The sequence below is a fragment of the Limnohabitans sp. genome (genome assembly GCF_040401135.1).
Lineage (GTDB): Bacteria > Pseudomonadota > Gammaproteobacteria > Burkholderiales > Burkholderiaceae_C > Limnohabitans.
The window spans coordinates 69,994-82,424 of sequence record NZ_JBBAOV010000006.1 but is presented as its reverse complement, the minus strand read 5'-3'; the positions used below and the strand labels follow the sequence as shown (position 1 = coordinate 82,424).

The following is a 12,431-nucleotide window of genomic DNA, read 5'->3' as shown; positions in this document are numbered from 1 at the left end:
GGCCACTTGCACAGCGGTCAGCGCTTCCATTTCCACGCCCGTCTGCCCAACCGTCTCCACAGTTGCCGTGCAGTTCACGCTGTGCGTTGCTTCGTCAACGGCAAACTCCACCGCCACATGCGTGAGCGCGAGGGGGTGGCACAGGGGAATTAAGTCGCTGGTTTTCTTGGCCGCTTGGATACCCGCAATGCGCGCAATGCCCAACACGTCACCCTTCTTGGCGGTGCCGCTTTGAATCAAGGCCAGTGTGGCGGGCAACATAACAATGCGGCCCGTGGCCACGCCCACGCGTTTGGTGTGGGCTTTGTTGGCCACGTCCACCATGTGGGCTTGGCCTTGAGCGTCAAAGTGTGTGAGTGTGGACATGCTGAAATGGGCAACGGGTTAACATCAAAGCCGCATCATACGGCCCATGGCACACATGTTTTCCTCCCTGCTTTCACCTCACCTATTAAGCCGATTGGGCGTGTTGGGTGTGTGCGCGGTTTTGCTGCTGACAGTGTCGCCAGCGCAGGCACAACTTAATAGCAACCGGTTGCCCAATTTGGGTGATGGCGCCGAAGTGCCGCTGGGGGTGGAGCGTCGTTTGGGCGAGAGTATTGCCCGCGAAATTTACCGTGACCCCGATTATTTAGACGACCCCGTGCTGGGTGACTACGTGCAGTCAATTTGGCAAATTTTGCTTGCTTCAGCCCGCCAGCGCGGTGAGCTCACGCCTGAGCTAGAGCAGCAGTTTGCGTGGGAGGTGTCGCTTATTCGTGACCGCAGCATCAACGCGTTTGCCCTGCCTGGGGGGTATTTGGGCGTGCATTTGGGTTTGATTTCGGCGGTCAGCAGTGCCGACGAATTGGCCTCAGTACTTGCGCATGAACTCAGCCACGTCACACAGCGCCACATTGCTCGCATGATTGCGCAGCAAGGTAAACAGGGTCCCATGGTGATGGGCGCCATGATATTGGGCATGTTGGCGGCCAGCCGCACCATGAACGCCAGTAGCATGAGCGCGGCCAATGCAGTGATGGTGGGCGGCCAAGCGGCCGCCATCCAAAGCCAGCTCAACTTTTCGCGTGACATGGAGCGCGAAGCCGACCGCGTGGGCTACGGCGTGATGACCGAAGCGGGCTTCGAGCCGCAAGGCTTTGTCACCATGTTTGAAAAGCTGCAGCAAGCGGCACGACTCAACGACAACGGCTCTTTCCCTTATCTGCGCAGTCACCCCATGACGACCGAGCGTATTTCGGACGCGCAAGCGCGCCAGCAGCTATTGCCCGCGCGCGCAGCCGTTGCCCCTACAGCCACACACGCCATGATGTCGGCGCGTGCGCAGGTGCTGGCTAAGCCGGGTGTGGATGCGTTGCGCAGCATCGCCTCACTGGCGAGTGCCGCAAGTTTGGGCGCGCAGAGCAAGGACAAGCAAGCCGGCGTTTTGTATGGCGCGTCACTGGCCGAAATGCAACAGCGCAACTTTGTGGTGGCGCGACAGCACTTGGCGCGTTTGCAAAGCTTGAGTGTTTTAGATCTAGCGGCCATCCGTGCGGTGCGCTTGTTGGCCGCAGAGTTGGCCTTGACGGCGGGTGAGGCCTCGCAAGCGGTTGCCATGCTGGAGCCCAAAGCCACGGTGATCGCCAGCCAAGATCGTGCGACGCACATGCTGCTGGCACGCAGTCGCATAGGAACCCAAAAGCCAGCGCAAGGCAAGGCTGCAGCCAACGAGCTGACGTGGTGGCTAAACCAGCATCCGCGTGATGCCTCGGCGTGGTTGTTGCAAGCCTCGGCCTATGAGTTGCAAGGCGATCCCTTGCGCGCCATTCGCGCTCAGGCCGAAGCGCGAGCTATGGAGTTGGATTACGGCGCAGCCGTGGACCGCTTTAAGGCAGCACAAACACTGGCGCACCAAATGGCAAGTGAGGGAAAGTTAGACCGCGCGGGGCACATGGAGGCATCCATCATCGACGCCCGTTTGCGCGATTTAGAGCGGCTGCGGCGTGAACAAGCGTTGGAGCGCGGCATCAATTAACACGCCAAACGCTGAGTAAATTAACGAGCCCAGCAGGGCCGAGCCAAAGCCGCGCACCCAAAACCCGTCGAGTAAACCAGCCGCTGCCCAAAACATCAATGCATTGATGACAAACATAAACAGCCCGAGCGTGAAAAACGTCACAGGTAGCGTCAGCACCACCAAAGCGGGTCGAACAATCAGATTAAAAACACCGATGACCAGGGCGGCGGTCAAGGCAACGCCAAAGTTGGTGACTTCAACGCCGCTGTAGAGATGCGCCAAAGCCATCAAGGCGGTGGCGTGGAGTAACCAAGTTAAAAGTAGTTTCATGTCTTGGTCAGCATAGCATTGCCGCTATCATCCACAGCCCAACTTCTACCCTGCTTTCTAGGTAACAAACTCTAACGCGATGGCTGGCATTCACATCACAGATATCGAGGCGGCCATCAACTATTGGCGCGAACAAAAGCCCTCACCCGATGGCGTCACACTCGCGCCAGAAATTCGCGCCTTGGCCGAGGTGTATGCGCTGATGATTTATTACCACCATGACGAAGCGGCAGAAAAAGGGTTCCCACCCAAGGCCTACGATGCATGGCTAGGCTGGTACCGCACCACCGCCGATGCGCCGTGCATTGCCATTTGCTCGACCAGCCAAGGTGACGAAGAGTGCAAGGGCTGCGGTCGCACTTTTGAAGAAGTGCAGTACTGGCCAGAGATGAGTCCAGGCGAGAAGCGCAGCACGTGGCGTCGCATCACCATGATTGGCACGTCTTGGCGCTTCAACAAATACGCCGAGCGGGCGCGAGGCGGCTAAGCTTTATTTCTTGCGCGCTATTTCCAGCGCTCGCACTCAATGTCAACCGTCGTTTTGCCGTTGCTCATCATCACCACACCTTCTTGAACGGTGGCTTGCAGCTGCATGCTGCGCTCGGCCAGTTTGGCCAAGTCTTGCGACGCGCTGGTGGGGATACGCCACACCTGCAAAGACGTGGGCTTGATGAGTTTGTTTTGCATGTTCTTCCACCAGACATCGCCGGAACTAGAGAACACATACAGCATCACTTGGTCGGCCTTGCTGCACGCTTTGAGCAAGGGCTTTTCTTCGGGTTGACCCACTTCAATCCATAGGCGTTTGCGGCCGGTGAAATCTGTCAGCATGACATCGGGCTCGTCGGGGTTAGACAGCCCCGCACCAAAAGCCAGCACGCCGTCGCCATTGCACACGTCTTGCAGCAAATGCGCTTGCAAAGACAGCGCGACCAAGCGCACCATCATGCGTTCGTCCGTCTCGCTGGGGTGGCGCGCGAGGGTCAGCGCGTGGTCGGCGTAGTAGCTGTGATCAATGTCAGCGATTTGTACGTTCGCTTTGAAGATGGTGGATTTGATCGCCATTGTTTTAAACGCGACGCGCCAGTTCGGCGGCTTTGCCCACGTAGCTACCCGGCGTCATGGCCAGTAAGCGGTCAATATCGGCCTGCGGAATTTGCAGCGAGGCAATCAAACCATGCAACGCTTCGGCGGTGACGGTTTTGCCTCGCGTGACTTCTTTCAGCTGCTCGTAAGCGCCTTGCACACCATAGCGGCGCATGACGGTTTGAATGGGCTCGGCCAACACTTCCCAAGCGGCATCGAGGTCGGCCGCCAAAGCTTCTTCATTGAGTTCGAGCTTGTTTAAACCTACCAGCATTGACTGATAAGCCAAGGCGGTGTAGCCCAAGGCCACACCCATGTTGCGCAACACAGTGGAGTCAGTCAGGTCACGCTGCCAGCGGCTGATGGGCAGCTTTTCGCTCATGTGTTTCAGCACGGCGTTGGCCAATCCCAAATTACCTTCGGCATTTTCAAAGTCAATCGGGTTGACTTTGTGCGGCATGGTGGACGAGCCAATTTCGCCAGCTTTCAGACGTTGCTTGAAGTAGCCCAAAGACACATAGCCCCATACATCGCGTGACCAGTCAATCAGAATGGTGTTGGCACGTGCCATGGCATCAAACAACTCAGCCATATAGTCGTGGTGTTCGATTTGAATGCTGTAGGGCTGGAAGGTCAGACCGAGGCCCAAAGGCGCAGGTGTTTCCACCACTTGGCGGCTGAAGGCTTCCCAATCGAAGTCGGGCCAAGCGCTGAGGTGGGCGTTGTAGTTGCCGACCGCACCGTTCATTTTGGCCATGATGTGCACACCCGCAATGCGCTCGCGTACTTGTTTCAAGCGCACCACCACGTTGGCCACTTCTTTGCCCACCGTGGTGGGGCTAGCGGTTTGGCCGTGGGTGCGGCTGAGCATGGGCACATCGGCGTAGGTGTGGGCCATGTCTCGCAGTTTGGCAATCAGGCCGTCGAGGCCAGGCAAGATCACTTCATCACGGCCCGCTTGTAGCTGTAGCGCGTGGCTGGTGTTATTGATGTCTTCGCTGGTGCAGGCAAAGTGAACAAATTCAGAAGCGGCTTCCAGCTCGGCGTGGCCTTTGAATTGCTTCTTAATCCAGTACTCCACGGCTTTCACATCGTGGTTGGTGACCTTCTCTTCGTCCTTGATGGCCAGCGCGTCTTCGGTGCTGAAGTTTGTTACCAAGCGGATCAAATAAGCGCGCGAAGCAGCGCTCAAAGGTTTGAATTCGGCAAAACCTGCGTCGCTCAAGGCGATGAACCACGCAATCTCCACTTGCACGCGGCGGTGCATATAGCCCTGCTCGCTCATCAAGGGGCGCAGATGCGAGACTTTGCCGGCGTAGCGGCCATCGAGTGGCGACAAAGCCATGATTTGAGAGATGTTTTGCGAAGTTGGGGTGGTATTGCTCATTCCCCAATTTTAGGTGCTGGGCCCAAATGCTAAAACGACGCAAGCCAGATAAAATACTGATATAACAAAACTGTGAAGAACTTATGAAACTGATTGGTTCAATTACCAGCCCCTATGTGCGCAAAGTACGCGTCGTGATGGCCGAGAAAAAACTGGACTACCAGTTTGTAGCCGAAGACGTGTGGGCAGCAGACACCAGCATCGCAGCCTCCAACCCGTTGGGCAAAGTGCCGTGCCTCATCATGGAGGGCGGCGAAGCGCTGTTTGATTCACGCGTCATCGTTGAATACGTCGACACGCTCTCGCCTGTGGGCAAGCTTATTCCAGACCGTGGTCGCGAACGCGCCGAAGTAAAAACTTGGGAGGCCTTGGCCGATGGCCTGTTGGATGCCGCCATTCTGGCGCGACTCGAAGCCTCATGGGCGGGTCGCAAAGAAGGCGAACGTAGCCAAGCATGGATCGACCGTCAGATGAAAAAAATCGACGACAGCCTGAATGCCTTGGGCCGCGCGTTGGCCGAGCGTAGCCACTGCGTGGGCATTCAAGTCAGCTTGGCTGACATTGCGGTTGGCGTAGCGGTGAGCTATTTGGACTTCCGCTTCCACGCTATCGATTGGCGTGGCAAGCACCCCAATCTGGGCGGTTTGTATGAGCGCTTGTCTCAGCGCCCAAGTTTCAAAGACACGCTGCCTGAATAAGACTAGCTTTTCAAAAGCAAAAAGCCCTTCGCTGAAGGGCTTTTTTATGGGCGCGGTTTGCTTAACTGTTAGCGCGTTTTTTTAGCCAGCGCATCAAGGCGCCGACGACGGGCAGCTTTTCGTACAACTCTTCCGCCGCATCCCAATAATCGCGGTGCACGGCCACGCGCCAAACGCCCGCTTCTTCGCGCAGCACAAAGTGCGTGGCCCCGCGAATGGTTTGCGTTTGACCGCCGTCCATGCGCGGCATGGCAAACAAAAAATCCCAAGTCACAAAGCACTGCTCACCTTGTACTACTTGGGTAGTGATCACAAAGCGTGGCGCTTGAAGCGCTTCAAACATGTGGGCAAAAACGTGTGCTATCGCAGGCAGGCCCTGCACTTGGTTGAATGGATCTTTGAATTGCGCGTCGGCGGTGTAGATCTCGGCCATGCGCGATACATCCGCTGGCTGCAGGTGTTCAAAGAAATGCACCACACGGTGCATGGCCGCTTCTGGTGAGTCAGTCATCACATGCCCGTCCCACCACGCACCAAGGCAAAGTACCAGCGGTAAGGCAGCAAGCGCAGCAATAGCAGCACGCGCGTGAAGCGCTTAGGAAAATGAATGTGAAATTCTCCTTTGCGCCAACCTTTGAGAATTTCCGTTGCCGCCCTTTCGGGCGAGATAAGCGCTGGCATTGGAAAGTCATTGCCTGCCACCAAGGGTGTTTCCACAAAGCCGGGGTTGATCAAGCTCACACCAACGCCGCGTTGCGAAAGGTCGTAATACAAAGCCTCGGCCAAGTTGATGAGGGCGGCTTTGGTCGGGCCGTATGCCAAGCTTTGTGGCAAACCACGAAAGCCAGCCACGCTGGAAATAAAGCTGAGGTGGCCCGCGCCATTGGCAATTAGGGTGGGCAAGACCGCTTCCAGCACACGCAACGCACCGGTGTAGTTGACATCAAGGTGACGCTGCATTTCGATCAGCGAATAGTCGGAGGCGCGCATGGCTTGGTAGTAGCCCGCGCAGTACATCACCACATCCAAGCCCTGATGCGTTTGCACGTACTTGGCTGCTTCAGCAATGGCGGCCGTGTCGCTCACGTCCATCACCACTGCTTGTGCGCCGGGATGCGTGTCTACAAACTGTTGCAGCAATTCGGCCTTGCGTGCCGACACCACTACTTTTGCGCCAGCAGCGTGCAGCGCTTTGGCCGTGGCCAAGCCAATGCCGCTGGAGGCGCCAATCAGCCAAACGCTGCGGCCTTGCCAATCGGCGATAGGCGGGTTGAATGGTTTTAAAAAATGCATATCAATAACCCCGTGCAAACATTACTGAGCGACACCATAACATCCGCCACGCCGCATGCAAAGACGCCTCATGGCTGAGCACCTGCCAAAAGGTTTTGGCGGAGCTGGCGTTGTGAGGATTCAGCGGCCAACCAAATGCCCAAAAAGCGTTGCGCAAATTCGGCGTCGCGCAACTCGCCAAGCAGGCGGTCTTGGTGCAACAGTTGCATGCCTTTGTCCGGGCTGTAAATACCCGTGATGTGTTCACCTGCGCGCACATTGGGCATCAGGGCTTGCAGCGTGGCCGACCAGCTTTGCAGTTGGGCGGCGCTCAGAGGGCGTTGACCTTGCATTTCGTCGATAGACCGTTGCGCAAGGTCAGCGCCTTTGAAGTCGCGCAAGTAGCGCAGATCAATCACCAGCATTTGCTTGGCCCAATCCTGCGCAGCAAATGGGGCACTGGCCCACAGGCGGGCGTCGTAAACCTCAAAGCCCCAGTAGGTGAGGCGGTGTTGGCCCAACAAGCGCGGTGTGCGTAACACGGCTTGCAACGCAGGCCTGGGCTGCAAGGCTTCACGGCTGACTTCGGCCTGCACAGCGCCAAACTGCCCAACGCCCACACCGGCCAAAGCCGTGCGTAAAACTAGCGTCAAAGCAGCGCGGCGCGTGGTCATGGTTTGAGCAAAGTGAACTGAACAACGTCTGTGCTGTGCTGCTCAAACGCGGCTTCGCAGTATGCCAAGTAGAACTCCCAAATGCGCATGAAGCGTTCGTCAAAGCCCAGTTGCAGCACTTGTGTTTTGTCGGCCATGAATTGGTGACGCCAGCGGCGCAGTGTTTCGGCGTAGTCCAAGCCGAAGGCCAACTCGTCCACCACTTTGAGGCCCGCGCGTTCGGCATGTGCGCGAAACTCACGCGGGCAAGGCAAGCAGCCGCCGGGAAAGATGTATTGCTGAATGAAATCGGTGCTCTTCACGTAGCGGTCAAACAGCGCGTCGTCGATGACGATGGTTTGAATGCACGCTTTGCCGCCTGATTTAAGCAAGCGCGCTACGCTTTCAAAATAAGTGGCCCAATATTCTTGGCCCACGGCTTCCAGCATTTCGATGGAACAAATGGCGTCATAGGGCCCATCGTCAATGTCACGGTAGTCTTGCAAACGCAAGTTGCTGGTGCCTTCTAAACCCAACCGTTGCATACGCTGGTGGGCAAACGCCAACTGTTCGTGGCTCAGGGTCACACCGCTCATGTGTGCGCCAAACTCTGTGCCACCTAGTTCGGCCAAGGCACCCCAACCGCAGCCGATTTCAAGAATGCGGTCACCCGTCTTGGCGTCCACCATGCGCAGGGCGCGGCGCACTTTGGCGGTTTGGGCTTCGGCCATGGGCTTGGACCGGTCGTTGTCAAACCACGCGGACGAGTAGTTCATGGTGGGGTCTAGCCACAGCTCGTAAAACGCGTTGCCCAAGTCGTAATGTGCGTGGATGTTTTTCTTGCTGTTGCTGCGCGTGTTGCGATGCAGCAAGTGTCGAACGCGGTAATACAAGCGGCCCAGCCAGTTGCCAAAAATCAAAGCGTCCATGTCGCGGCGGTTGGCCAGCAACAGTTGAAGCAACTCCGACAAGTTGTTGGTGCTCCATTCGCCGGCGATGTAGCTTTCTGCAAAACCAATGTCACCCGACTTCAGCGCTTGCGTGAGCGGTGCCCAGCTGTACAAATGCAAGGTGGCGTTGAGTGCTTTGCCTGAAGCGGGCGCTGAGCCAAACTGCTCCACCCGGCCATCTGGCCACTGCACATGCAATGTGCCGTGTTGCAAACGTTGCAGCAAGCTCAGCACGCGGCGTGCTGCAGCGGGCATGGCTTCTGACTGGGAGGTGCGGTTGGTGGAGGTCGAGCTATTCATGGGCGTGTATCAATATCAGCGGGTCACAAAATCTTGCGGAGGTGTGGGCTTGGAAAAAAACGGCACGCGCTTGAGCCACAGCTTCAAGGCTTGCCAATGGATGCGGGCCATCACCATCAGCGTCATCAGTGGGTAGCCCAACAAAGCGTGACGCAACTCGGCTGGCGTGATGGGTTTGAGTTGACCGCTCACACTGGTTTCTATCAAAGGGCCATCTGCATCGTCGTGGTCCACGCGGGCGAGGGTGTGATCCACCGAGCGCATGAAGCGAAAACGGTAGTCGCCCTGCACCGCGCAAAACGGCGACACATGAAACACTTTGTTGGCGCGTTGCTCCACGCCGAACTGCGGGCGGTCTAGCAAATAGCAGTGACGCTCACCAAAAGTGTTGTTCACTTCCACCACGACGGCACGCAACGTGTTGTCTGCGCCGTGGCAATACCAAAAGCTCACGGGCTTAAAGGTGTAGCCCAGCACGCGCGGGTAACAGTGCAGCCACACCTCGCCCGTGGCGTCAGTGATGCCTTCGCGCAACAGCACATCGTCTAGCCAAGCGAGCGCGCCGCCTTCTGTTGCATTGCGGCCATCACCGTGGTCGACATCATGAAAGCTGATGGCGCCTGCACGGTTGATGGGCAGCGTCGCATGGCCCGAGGATTGCAACGTGCGCATGGGCAGCATCAAAAAGAAGGTGCTGTAGTTGAATGCGTGTGGCGTGGGGCGTAGTCGCGTGTGGCGAACTTGTCCAAAACCAATCATGGCTTGTGTCATGGCGTTCATTGGGTCAAGCGGGCGAGCAGGCAGCGCGCGACATCACGCCCAGCCTTGAAGCCGTCTTCATGAAAGCCATAGCCCATCCACGCACCGGCAAACCATGTGTGTTGCAGGCCTTGCAGTTGTGGCATTTGGGTTTGCGCCTGAATGGCGGGCAGGTCAAACACGGGGTGGGCATAGTCGTATTCGCCAAGGATGTGCGCGGGGTCAATCTCTTGAACAGGGTTGAGCGAGACGATCACGTCTTGCGTGAACGGCAGCGGTTGCAACAGGTTGAGCCAATAGTGCAGACACACACGGGCCGACTCGGTGTTGCTGTGCGCGGCGCGCTCGTAATTCCACGCAGCCCAGGCGAGTTTTTTTTGAGGCATCACCGAGGTGTCGGTGTGCAGCACGGCTCGGTTGGGGTGGTAGCGAATGGCGCTGAGTGTGGCCCGCTCTTGAGGCGAAGGTTCGGCCAACATGGCCAGAGATTGATCGGCATGGGTGGCCAAAATAACTTGGTCAAACCGTTCAGAGCCTGCATGCGTTTGCAGCGTCACGCTGTGTGCGTCGCGATCAATGTGCAGCACCGGTGTGCTCAGCCGTTGGTCTGGAATGCCCGCCAAAATCTTCTCAACATAGTGGCGTGCGCCGCCTGCCACGGTGTGCCATTGCGGACGGTTGTTGACTTGAATCAGGCCGTGGTTGTGGCAAAACCGAATCATGGTGGCCACAGGAAACTTCAGCATTTGGTCGGTGGGGCAGCTCCAAATGCAGCCCAACATGGGCAGCAAATACCAGTCGCGAAATACGTCGCTAAATTTGTGCGAGATCAAAAAACCGCTCAAGGGCTGAGCCAACTCATCGTCTTGGTTGCGCTCGGCCAGCTGGGTAGCCAGCGCGTTGAAGCGCACCACATCACGCAGCATCAGCAAGAAGCTGGGCTTGAATAAATTGCTGCGCTGGGCAAACACGGTGTTGAGGTTGGCACCGTTCCACTCCAAAGCACCTTTGCCGTTTTTGTGTGGCACTTGCACCGAAAACGACATGTCTGACTTGACGGTGGTCACTTGCAGTTCTTCAAACAACGCAATGAGCCCAGGGTAGGTGCGTTCGTTGTAGACCAAAAAGCCAGTGTCCACCCCGTGCGTTTGCATGCCGGAGGCGGTGGGCAAGGTCACGTCTACCGTGTGGGTGTGGCCACCGAAATAATCACCAGCTTCAAACAAGGTAATGTTGGCTTTGTGCTGCAAATGGTGCGCTGCAGACAGGCCCGAAATACCCGAGCCCACGATGGCGATGCGTGGTTTCATCGCGCAGCACTCTTGAAGGCCAATTGCTTTTCAATCTCTTGCACAAAATTCTTGTCTTGTGGGCCCGTCATGCTGCTGAAACTCTTGACGTCTTTGCCGTCTCGGCTGATGACGTATTTATAAAAATTCCACTTGGGCGAGGTGCCTGTTTGCTCCGCCAGTTGCTTGAACAAGGGTGATGCGTCAGCACCGCGCACGGTGGTTTTTACAAACATAGGAAACTTCACGCCAAAGGTGTTGTCGCAAAAGTCGGCGATCTTGGCGTTGCTGTCCGGCTCTTGGGAGAAGTCGTTGCTAGGAAAGCCCAGCACCACCAAGCCGCGGTCTTTGTATTTGGCGTGCAAGGCTTCCAGGCCTTTGTACTGCGGAGTGAAGCCACAAAAACTGGCGGTGTTCACCACGACGACGACTTGGCCAGCGTATTGACAAAGTGCTTGTGGCTTTTCATCTTGCAGACGAGCCAAGGTGTGTTGCAAAACACGCGGGCAACTGGCAGAAGTGGACTTGCCTTCAGGCGCGCTGTGAACAGGGCTAACCCCCAAAAATAAGCCAACTAAAGCGAATAAAATACGATGCATCACGGGAAAACCCCTTTTTAATCCAGGTCCATCATGGCCTACTACGAATTGTTTGTCTTGGACGGAGCCATTCTCCACGATTAGCGATAGGGATTTCTAACAATGACCATACCTGAAGACCCTCTCCACATAACTCTGTCTATTGCTGCCGTCGAACGCGACACTGGCATTGGCAAAGATACCTTGCGCGTGTGGGAGCGTCGCTATGGTTTTCCAATGCCCGGCCGTGATGCCAACGACGAGCGCTCCTACCCCATGGCGCAAGTGCAGCAGCTGCGCGTCATCAAACGGTTGATGGATCAAGGTCACCGCCCAGGCCGCGTTGTGGCGCAGCCCATGGCCGTGTTGCAGCAATTAAGCCGAGCCGAGGCCAGCGTGCAGGCTGGGTCGGAAGCACAAGTAACGCAGGAGCACGCCGAGTTGCAGGCGTATCTGACCTTGCTTCAATCACAAGACGCCGAGGGGATTCGTTTGGCTTTGCACCAAGCCTTGTCCACCATGGGCTTGCAAGGTTTTATCACGGACGTGGTGGCGCCTCTTACCTACTTGGTTGGGGAGACTTGGGCCCAGGGTGACTTGGCTGTGCATCAAGAGCATCTGTATACCGAGTGCATCAGTACCTTGATGCGCCAAGCCATCGCCGCCATTCCCAGCGCTGCGCAAACTACAGCGCCCAAAGTGTTGCTGACCACTTTTCCGCAAGAGGTGCATGGCTTGGGCTTGTTGATGGTCGAAAGTTTGTTGGCCTTGCAGGGCTGCCGCTGCGTTTCGTTAGGCACCCAAACACCGGTGCGCGACATTGCACAAGCGGCACTGGCTCACCAGGTTGATGTGGTGGCCTTGAGCTTTAGCGCAAGCATGAAACCAAACCATGTGGTCGACGGCTTGGCCGAGTTGAACGCGCTTCTGCCAAACGATGTTGCCGTGTGGGCTGGTGGCAGCGCGTCTGCGTTGCGTCGACGGCAAATCGAGCGCGTGTTGGTGTTGTCCGATCTGGCTTCCATTTCAGAGGCTGTTGACCAACACCGCCGAACCCCCAAGTCAGATGCAAACAAGGCAGCGCTAGTCCTGGCGGCCTGAGGCTTTAGGCAGTGCGCAACTTAGAATTG

At 56.9% G+C, this 12,431-nt stretch carries 15 protein-coding genes; 4 read left to right on the top strand and 11 right to left on the bottom strand.

The genetic code is table 11. The annotated features are described in order from the left end of the window. Positions 1-366: cyclic pyranopterin monophosphate synthase MoaC (gene moaC / locus ABWP81_RS03260; RefSeq protein WP_353139359.1), on the bottom strand; the 366-nt coding region annotated here is incomplete at its 3' end. A gap of 55 nt (positions 367-421) precedes the next feature. Between moaC and ABWP81_RS03255 the strand changes: the two genes are divergently transcribed. After that, on the top strand, positions 422-2,017 hold the full coding sequence (locus ABWP81_RS03255; protein WP_502905506.1) for a M48 family metalloprotease: 1,596 nt from the start codon (positions 422-424) through the stop codon (positions 2,015-2,017). On the opposite strand, the gene ABWP81_RS03250 is transcribed toward ABWP81_RS03255, so the two are convergent. Continuing rightward, a complete protein-coding gene (locus ABWP81_RS03250; RefSeq protein ID WP_353135643.1) occupies positions 1,970-2,329 on the bottom strand; it encodes a phage holin family protein in 360 nt (119 codons plus the stop codon). The two genes, ABWP81_RS03255 and ABWP81_RS03250, sit on opposite strands and share 48 nt — an antisense overlap. A gap of 79 nt (positions 2,330-2,408) precedes the next feature. On the opposite strand from ABWP81_RS03250, the gene ABWP81_RS03245 reads away from it, so the two are divergent. Next, positions 2,409-2,816 (top strand): DUF3717 domain-containing protein, encoded by a 408-nt coding sequence (locus tag ABWP81_RS03245; protein WP_353135646.1) that lies wholly within the window; start codon positions 2,409-2,411, stop codon positions 2,814-2,816. A 17-nt stretch (positions 2,817-2,833) separates the two neighbouring features. Here the strand turns inward: ABWP81_RS03245 and ABWP81_RS03240 are convergent, their stop codons facing one another. Both ABWP81_RS03240 and purB read right to left on the bottom strand, forming a co-directional pair. Next, on the bottom strand, positions 2,834-3,394 hold the full coding sequence (locus ABWP81_RS03240) for a YaeQ family protein (protein WP_353139353.1): 561 nt from the start codon (positions 3,392-3,394) through the stop codon (positions 2,834-2,836). A 4-nt stretch (positions 3,395-3,398) separates the two neighbouring features. Further along, positions 3,399-4,802, bottom strand: coding sequence for an adenylosuccinate lyase (purB, locus tag ABWP81_RS03235; RefSeq protein ID WP_353139350.1), 1,404 nt, complete (start codon positions 4,800-4,802; stop codon positions 3,399-3,401). Positions 4,803-4,885: 83 nt separating this feature from the next. Between purB and ABWP81_RS03230 the strand changes: the two genes are divergently transcribed. Continuing rightward, a complete protein-coding gene (locus tag ABWP81_RS03230; protein WP_353139347.1) occupies positions 4,886-5,500 on the top strand; it encodes a glutathione S-transferase N-terminal domain-containing protein in 615 nt (204 codons plus the stop codon). A 61-nt stretch (positions 5,501-5,561) separates the two neighbouring features. On the opposite strand, the gene ABWP81_RS03225 is transcribed toward ABWP81_RS03230, so the two are convergent. The 7 genes from ABWP81_RS03225 to ABWP81_RS03195 form a co-directional block, all read right to left on the bottom strand. Then, complete coding sequence (locus ABWP81_RS03225; RefSeq protein ID WP_353139344.1) at positions 5,562-6,011, bottom strand: nuclear transport factor 2 family protein; 450 nt, start codon at positions 6,009-6,011, stop codon at positions 5,562-5,564. Then, positions 6,011-6,793 carry an SDR family NAD(P)-dependent oxidoreductase gene (locus ABWP81_RS03220; RefSeq protein WP_353139341.1) on the bottom strand — a complete coding sequence of 261 codons (783 nt, stop codon included), beginning with the start codon at positions 6,791-6,793 and terminating at the stop codon, positions 6,011-6,013. The genes ABWP81_RS03225 and ABWP81_RS03220 overlap by 1 nt, the downstream gene beginning before the upstream one ends. A 68-nt stretch (positions 6,794-6,861) precedes the next feature. Continuing rightward, positions 6,862-7,446 carry a chalcone isomerase family protein gene (locus ABWP81_RS03215; protein WP_353135664.1) on the bottom strand — a complete coding sequence of 195 codons (585 nt, stop codon included), beginning with the start codon at positions 7,444-7,446 and terminating at the stop codon, positions 6,862-6,864. Further along, complete coding sequence (locus ABWP81_RS03210) at positions 7,443-8,675, bottom strand: class I SAM-dependent methyltransferase (RefSeq protein WP_353139338.1); 1,233 nt, start codon at positions 8,673-8,675, stop codon at positions 7,443-7,445. Before ABWP81_RS03210 ends, ABWP81_RS03215 begins: the two co-directional genes overlap by 4 nt. Before the next feature lie 15 nt (positions 8,676-8,690). Next, positions 8,691-9,446 carry a DUF1365 domain-containing protein gene (locus ABWP81_RS03205; protein WP_353139335.1) on the bottom strand — a complete coding sequence of 252 codons (756 nt, stop codon included), beginning with the start codon at positions 9,444-9,446 and terminating at the stop codon, positions 8,691-8,693. A gap of 5 nt (positions 9,447-9,451) precedes the next feature. After that, on the bottom strand, positions 9,452-10,744 hold the full coding sequence (locus ABWP81_RS03200; RefSeq protein WP_353139332.1) for an NAD(P)/FAD-dependent oxidoreductase: 1,293 nt from the start codon (positions 10,742-10,744) through the stop codon (positions 9,452-9,454). Continuing rightward, a complete protein-coding gene (locus tag ABWP81_RS03195; RefSeq protein ID WP_353139329.1) occupies positions 10,741-11,322 on the bottom strand; it encodes a glutathione peroxidase in 582 nt (193 codons plus the stop codon). The genes ABWP81_RS03200 and ABWP81_RS03195 overlap by 4 nt, the downstream gene beginning before the upstream one ends. Positions 11,323-11,424: 102 nt before the next feature. Between ABWP81_RS03195 and ABWP81_RS03190 the strand changes: the two genes are divergently transcribed. Further along, positions 11,425-12,402, top strand: a complete 978-nt coding sequence (locus tag ABWP81_RS03190) for a MerR family transcriptional regulator (RefSeq protein ID WP_353139326.1) — start codon at positions 11,425-11,427, stop codon at positions 12,400-12,402. The last annotated feature ends 29 nt before the right edge of the window (positions 12,403-12,431 follow it).

What these genes read in the sequence shown, in the direction of transcription:
- ABWP81_RS03255 (WP_502905506.1), top strand. Translation starts at nt 422, where the DNA reads ATGTTTTCCTCCCTGCTTTCACCTCACCTATTAAGCCGATTGGGCGTG.
- ABWP81_RS03250 (WP_353135643.1), bottom strand. Translation starts at nt 2,329, where the DNA reads ATGAAACTACTTTTAACTTGGTTACTCCACGCCACCGCCTTGATGGCT.
- ABWP81_RS03245 (WP_353135646.1), top strand. Translation starts at nt 2,409, where the DNA reads ATGGCTGGCATTCACATCACAGATATCGAGGCGGCCATCAACTATTGG.
- ABWP81_RS03240 (WP_353139353.1), bottom strand. Translation starts at nt 3,394, where the DNA reads ATGGCGATCAAATCCACCATCTTCAAAGCGAACGTACAAATCGCTGAC.
- purB (WP_353139350.1), bottom strand. Translation starts at nt 4,802, where the DNA reads ATGAGCAATACCACCCCAACTTCGCAAAACATCTCTCAAATCATGGCT.
- ABWP81_RS03230 (WP_353139347.1), top strand. Translation starts at nt 4,886, where the DNA reads ATGAAACTGATTGGTTCAATTACCAGCCCCTATGTGCGCAAAGTACGC.
- ABWP81_RS03225 (WP_353139344.1), bottom strand. Translation starts at nt 6,011, where the DNA reads ATGACTGACTCACCAGAAGCGGCCATGCACCGTGTGGTGCATTTCTTT.
- ABWP81_RS03220 (WP_353139341.1), bottom strand. Translation starts at nt 6,793, where the DNA reads ATGCATTTTTTAAAACCATTCAACCCGCCTATCGCCGATTGGCAAGGC.
- ABWP81_RS03215 (WP_353135664.1), bottom strand. Translation starts at nt 7,446, where the DNA reads ATGACCACGCGCCGCGCTGCTTTGACGCTAGTTTTACGCACGGCTTTG.
- ABWP81_RS03210 (WP_353139338.1), bottom strand. Translation starts at nt 8,675, where the DNA reads ATGAATAGCTCGACCTCCACCAACCGCACCTCCCAGTCAGAAGCCATG.
- ABWP81_RS03205 (WP_353139335.1), bottom strand. Translation starts at nt 9,446, where the DNA reads ATGACACAAGCCATGATTGGTTTTGGACAAGTTCGCCACACGCGACTA.
- ABWP81_RS03200 (WP_353139332.1), bottom strand. Translation starts at nt 10,744, where the DNA reads ATGAAACCACGCATCGCCATCGTGGGCTCGGGTATTTCGGGCCTGTCT.
- ABWP81_RS03195 (WP_353139329.1), bottom strand. Translation starts at nt 11,322, where the DNA reads ATGCATCGTATTTTATTCGCTTTAGTTGGCTTATTTTTGGGGGTTAGC.
- ABWP81_RS03190 (WP_353139326.1), top strand. Translation starts at nt 11,425, where the DNA reads ATGACCATACCTGAAGACCCTCTCCACATAACTCTGTCTATTGCTGCC.